Below are 4848 nucleotides of genomic sequence, written 5' to 3' on the forward strand. Positions count from 1 at the left end.
TGCAAAGGCCCACTATGAAGAGGTGATGTGAGATGAAGTACGAACACCTGCTGGGGATTCTCGTTACGGGCATGATAATCGGGCTGGCTTACTCGACGAAGTCCGGGAGGGCTCTCTTAGCCGTGGGGATCTTTGTAGCGGGCTTTTTGCTTAGCTATCTGCTCACGTGGTACTACGACTCAAGGATTGAGAGGGTTGAGGACGAGAGGACCGAACTCATAGACGCAAAGAGCGCGAGAAACGGCTACGCGGTGATGAGTTTTCTCCTCTTCCTTGAATACCTCTGGGAGTACAGCCAAGGAAACAGCGAGGTGGCAACGAAGCTCATAATTCCCCTCGCTGCAGGGGCAGCGGTGCTCCTCCTATCGCACTACCACTATGCGAGGGTGATGTGAATGGGGAGCGAAGCCCTCTTCATTTTCATAGCGGCCGCCACAGTGGTATACTGGGTTGCCTTCTACCGCTTCATGAAAGAGACAGGTCAAATGAAGGACGAGCGCGGGAGGAGGATAAACCAGATTGCCTCGGAGAAAACCCTCATAATCGTCCAGATTCTCCTTCTCATGAGCATCCTCGCTGTGGACAACCTCGAGTGGCTCGATCCGGCTAAAGTGCTTGCACTCATTTACACGGTAGCCATATTTGGACACGCCCTGATGAGGTACTACTACTCGAGGGTGATGTGAGTGAAGAACCGTCTTCGCGAACTTCGGGAGTGGAAGGGGCTAACACAGGAGGATTTGGCCAAAGCGTTAGGTGTTACAAGACAGACTATCATAGCCATAGAAAAAGGAAAGTACAACCCTTCCCTTGAGCTCGCCTTCAAGATGGCGAGGTTTTTTAATGTCAAAATTGAAGACATATTCATCTACGAAGGTGAATGAGATGTTTAGGAGCAAATACAGGGAAAAGGCTTGGTGGTCAATGTTTGTTGGACTTCTCTTTGCATTTTCTGGTGCTTATGTGAAATTCAAACCTATGATCATCGTTGGAATACTGTTTGCGACCTTTGGAGTTATACTTCTCGAATACGATCGGAGGGTTGCACATGGCAGCGATAAAAGTTGAAGACCTTGAGAAGGATTATGGGAAGGTTAAAGCCCTTAAAGGTATAAGCTTCGAGGTTAAGGAGGGTGAAATCTTCGGGCTCATAGGGCCCAACGGTGCGGGTAAAAGCACAACCCTGAAGATCCTCGCAACCCTTTTATCGCCCACAGGAGGAAGGGCCGAGATTTTTGGATATGATGTGGTTAAAAGGGCCGATGACGTCAGGAAGCTCATAAGCTATCTTCCCGAGGAAGCGGGAGCATATAAAAATCTGACGGGATGGGAGTATCTAACATTTATGGCAAAGCTATACGCAAAAACAGGGAAGAGCGTCGAGGAGATGCTCGAACTCGGGAGGGAGATAAGCGACTTGGGGAAGCGCCTTAATGATAAGATTTCAACCTATTCGAAGGGGATGACAAGAAAGCTCCTCCTTGCAAGAGCCCTCATGGTAAAGCCGAAACTGGCGATTCTTGATGAACCGGCGAGCGGTCTCGACATAGTAAATGCCTATGTCATTCGGAAGAATATAAAGAACTTCGCCAGGAGTGAGGGTGTTACTTTCTTCATATCGAGTCATAACATGCTGGAAGTTGAGTTTCTCTGTGACAGAGTGGCACTCATCAACGAAGGTGTGATAGTGGAAATTGGAACTCCACGGGAGCTGAAAGAGAAATACGGGGCGGAGAACCTTGAGGAAGTCTTCATGGATATAGTGGAAAATACCTTAGGGGGTGTTTGAATGGGAGATTTCTTGACGATTGTTATGAAGGAGCTTAGGCACATGCTCAGGGATAAAGGACTTCTCTTTGGAATAATCGTTGTTCCTCTCCTTCTATATCCCGCTCTCGGGCATCTTATGCAGGTTGGAATGCAGCAGGCGCAGGAGGAGACCAAAGTCGTTCTGGTCAACTTTGACACGGGAAATTATGGGAACCTCCTTATAAAAAGCCTTGAAATAGCCCCAAATGTAACCGTGACCCGGATCGAGGCAAAGGATCTCCAGGATGCAATAAATAAAGCCAAGGAGAAGGACTACAATGTCGTTGTGGTCATACCCGGAGATTTCTCCACGAAGATTGATGCAAATGAAAAAACGAATGTTGAGATTTATGCGATATTTAAGAGCGTAAGCACGGGTATCCGGGAGAGCGTTAGTGAGGGCAGGATAAATGCGGTGGTCAACATTTTAAATGAGTACCTTGCGAAACTTAAGATCAAGAACAGCGCAAGTGGAGATCCTGAGGCAATTTTGCACCCCATAGAAGCCCAGAGCTACTCCGTGATAAAGGACAGAGTCGTGGAAGTTTCTCCCTCAATAGTCGTGAATTTATTTTCGGCTCAGGGACTTTCAATCCCCATTATAATCCTCCTCATGGTCATGGTGGTCTCCCAGATGGCCGCTGGCACAATGGCAATGGAAAAGGAGAATAAGACACTCGAAACCCTCCTAACGCTTCCCGTGAACAGATTAACGATTGTTGCGGGGAAAATAACTGGAACCGCGGTTATGGGTTTGATAGCTTCGATTACATACATGATAGGAATGCGCTATTACATGAGCTCCCTGATACCGAGTGGTGATTCGGAAATATCCCTAGAAGCGCTCGGTCTTACAATAACCCCTAAGGGAGCAATTCTCTTTGCTTTGGTCATGTTCCTGACAATAGCATTTGCCCTAGGGCTTGCGATGTTCCTCGCAATATTTGCTGAGGATGTTCAAAGTGCGAACACCGTGGTAAATGCAGGGATAATGCCTCTAGCATTTCCCGTCTTTGTCCTCATGTTCACAGACATTGAAACCCTCCCAGCAGTTTTTAAGTATTTCCTAATGGCACTGCCCTTCAGTCATCCTATCCTTGCATTTAGGGCGATGCTAATGGGTCAGTATTCGAGCATTTATTTCAGCATAATTTATCTTGCAATCCTAGCAACGGTTATGCTCTATATAACGGCAAAGTTCTTCTCGACGGAGAAGGTTCTAACAGCAAAGCTGAGATTCAGGAGGAGAACCTAGCCCCTCCTCACAAACATACCAAAGGCAAAACCCATCACAATACCTATGAGCAGTGCAAGAAAAATGTAGGATTCACTTACTCCTCTTTTAATTTGGACTGCCCCTGCCCCCCGAGCTTCACTGAGCGCCTTTATTATTTCCCCGGTATTTTCCTTGAGAACCTGGGTATAGGGTTTGTTTGCCCACATATAGACAACATTTGCCAGTGGCTTTCCACTTTTTGATGAAAGTTCCAGGGCAGCATTTTTGAGTGAATTTGGGCTTTCAATCGTATAAACTATAAGATCAGCATCTTTTGCACCCTCCAACAGCTCATCCACACTCTTTGCAGGCACTTCTTCTTCGGGCTTTATCGCATCGATGCTTTCAATTCCCAGCCACTCTAGGACATACTGGTGGGCGGGGAGCTCAATTATCGCCTTTTTTACACCAATTTTTTGAAAAACCACTCTGTATGAGTCCACAATTTCATTAACCTTATATTCAAACCGCTCATAATCTCTCTCATACACATACCTGCTTTCGGGATTTTCTTTGATTAAAGCCTTCTCTGTGGCTTTAGCTATTGCGAGGGCATTTTTTGGATCCATCCAAGCACCATGAGGATTGTTTCCTCCCATCCAGCTTTTTTCCAGAAACTTAAACCCCTCCATTTCATAATCATCAATCCATAGCACCAGGCCATTTATTTCACCGTTCTCACTTAGTTCCTTAAGCTTTTTCTCGGCGGGGAGATGTCCTCCTGTTGTCACGATTACAATGGCATTTCTAGCCTTTTCTATTTGCTCTGGATTTAGCTGATATTCGTGCGGGTCGACCCCTAAAGGAACCAGAATTTCAACTTCCACATCATCTCCAAAAGTCTCCTTAATAATCTCTCCAAGGGGTGCTATTGTGGCAATAATTAAGGGTTTTTCCCTGCTTTGGGAAGTTACAGGGGTAGCTGTGCCCATAATTAGCAACATGACGATAATAGCAAATGCTGCTCTCATTTTAGGTCACCCTAAAATTTCTCGTCTGATGCTTTTAAAAGGGTTTCTCAGATGGAGGGCGTATGAGCAATCAGTCCTCTATTATAAGTTCAATTACCGCTTTTTGCTCCGGATTCTTCAATTTTTCCACGATTTCCCTTTTAATGTCCCTGGCAGCTTTGTCCGCCCTCACTGCGAGAGTTCTGCTGTCAATATACTCGCTCTTCCTTACGACCATGGATGTGGCATGATCCAAAATAAGGCGCTCGTCCCCCCAAGCTGTGAGCTCATCCTCGATTCCATCCACCATGATTTTGATCGTGAGCTTTTTCCCGGATTTAAGGGCTTTTTTAAACTCCTCACTCAGGTCGTTTATGCCCTTATTGGCTTTGATGCACAGGATGCAATCTCCTCTGGGTGTTAAAAAGTCCTCCTTTGTGAATTCAAGGGTGGATTTATGAGTTGCCCTGACATTTTCATGTCCCCAGCATACTATTCTTTCCCTGATCATGGAAGATGCTCCGGGCGGGAGTTTATATCCTTTTCCACTGGTGCTGTTAGGACAAAGCTAATCTACCGTGATTGAATGATTTCCCAACTGCCCCCCTTAGAACCGTGAGCAAAACACTAATTCTCTATGACCAGCAGGAAAAGAGCATTAAGGGCTAAGCTTCGATTTGCCTTAGCAGCGTAAGCTCCCTTTCTTCCCAGGCGGCATTATCAATTTCAATTATTATGCTCCCATCGTACAGAATAGCATAATCTCTAAGAGCATGTAAAAATTTTAGGATGCTGGTGAAGTTATTGTATAGC

9 protein-coding genes are annotated in these 4848 nt (G+C 45.9%); 6 read left to right on the forward strand and 3 right to left on the reverse strand.

Annotated features, from left to right (window positions below; translation table 11 throughout):
- Positions 1–32 precede the first annotated feature (32 nt).
- Genes ACXJGZ_RS08995 through ACXJGZ_RS09020 form a run of 6 tightly spaced genes read left to right on the forward strand, consistent with a single transcriptional unit; the run spans position 33 to position 3064 of the window.
- Positions 33–395, forward strand: a complete 363-nt coding sequence (locus tag ACXJGZ_RS08995; protein WP_456399086.1) for a DUF2178 domain-containing protein — start codon at positions 33–35, stop codon at positions 393–395.
- Complete coding sequence (locus tag ACXJGZ_RS09000) at positions 396–686, forward strand: DUF2178 domain-containing protein (protein WP_456399087.1); 291 nt, start codon at positions 396–398, stop codon at positions 684–686.
- Positions 687–884, forward strand: a complete 198-nt coding sequence (locus tag ACXJGZ_RS09005) for a helix-turn-helix transcriptional regulator (RefSeq protein ID WP_293254611.1) — start codon at positions 687–689, stop codon at positions 882–884.
- Between the two features lies 1 nt (position 885).
- On the forward strand, positions 886–1068 hold the full coding sequence (locus ACXJGZ_RS09010; protein ID WP_456321213.1) for a hypothetical protein: 183 nt from the start codon (positions 886–888) through the stop codon (positions 1066–1068).
- A complete protein-coding gene (locus tag ACXJGZ_RS09015) occupies positions 1049–1789 on the forward strand; it encodes an ABC transporter ATP-binding protein (protein WP_293254605.1) in 741 nt (246 codons plus the stop codon). The genes ACXJGZ_RS09010 and ACXJGZ_RS09015 overlap by 20 nt, the downstream gene beginning before the upstream one ends.
- On the forward strand, positions 1790–3064 hold the full coding sequence (locus ACXJGZ_RS09020; RefSeq protein WP_456321214.1) for an ABC transporter permease: 1275 nt from the start codon (positions 1790–1792) through the stop codon (positions 3062–3064). It abuts the gene before it with no gap.
- On the opposite strand, the gene ACXJGZ_RS09025 is transcribed toward ACXJGZ_RS09020, so the two are convergent.
- The 3 genes from ACXJGZ_RS09025 to ACXJGZ_RS09035 all read right to left on the reverse strand — a co-directional run.
- Entirely contained in the window at positions 3061–4056 is a 996-nt protein-coding gene (locus tag ACXJGZ_RS09025) for a metal ABC transporter solute-binding protein, Zn/Mn family (RefSeq protein WP_456321215.1), read from the reverse strand. The two genes, ACXJGZ_RS09020 and ACXJGZ_RS09025, sit on opposite strands and share 4 nt — an antisense overlap.
- A 70-nt stretch (positions 4057–4126) precedes the next feature.
- Positions 4127–4546, reverse strand: coding sequence for a DUF371 domain-containing protein (locus ACXJGZ_RS09030; protein ID WP_456321216.1), 420 nt, complete (start codon positions 4544–4546; stop codon positions 4127–4129).
- Positions 4547–4700: 154 nt separating this feature from the next.
- On the reverse strand, positions 4701–4848 hold a 148-nt coding region (locus ACXJGZ_RS09035), incomplete at its 5' end, for a DUF835 domain-containing protein (RefSeq protein WP_456321217.1).

It is taken from the genome of Palaeococcus sp. (in: euryarchaeotes), assembly GCF_053987695.1.

Bases quoted from the DNA above. Each gene is read 5' to 3' on its own strand.
- ACXJGZ_RS08995 (WP_456399086.1), top strand. From the start codon at position 33: ATGAAGTACGAACACCTGCTGGGGATTCTCGTTACGGGCATGATAATC.
- ACXJGZ_RS09000 (WP_456399087.1), top strand. From the start codon at position 396: ATGGGGAGCGAAGCCCTCTTCATTTTCATAGCGGCCGCCACAGTGGTA.
- ACXJGZ_RS09010 (WP_456321213.1), top strand. From the start codon at position 886: ATGTTTAGGAGCAAATACAGGGAAAAGGCTTGGTGGTCAATGTTTGTT.
- ACXJGZ_RS09015 (WP_293254605.1), top strand. From the start codon at position 1,049: ATGGCAGCGATAAAAGTTGAAGACCTTGAGAAGGATTATGGGAAGGTT.
- ACXJGZ_RS09020 (WP_456321214.1), top strand. From the start codon at position 1,790: ATGGGAGATTTCTTGACGATTGTTATGAAGGAGCTTAGGCACATGCTC.
- ACXJGZ_RS09025 (WP_456321215.1), bottom strand. From the start codon at position 4,056: ATGAGAGCAGCATTTGCTATTATCGTCATGTTGCTAATTATGGGCACA.
- ACXJGZ_RS09030 (WP_456321216.1), bottom strand. From the start codon at position 4,546: ATGATCAGGGAAAGAATAGTATGCTGGGGACATGAAAATGTCAGGGCA.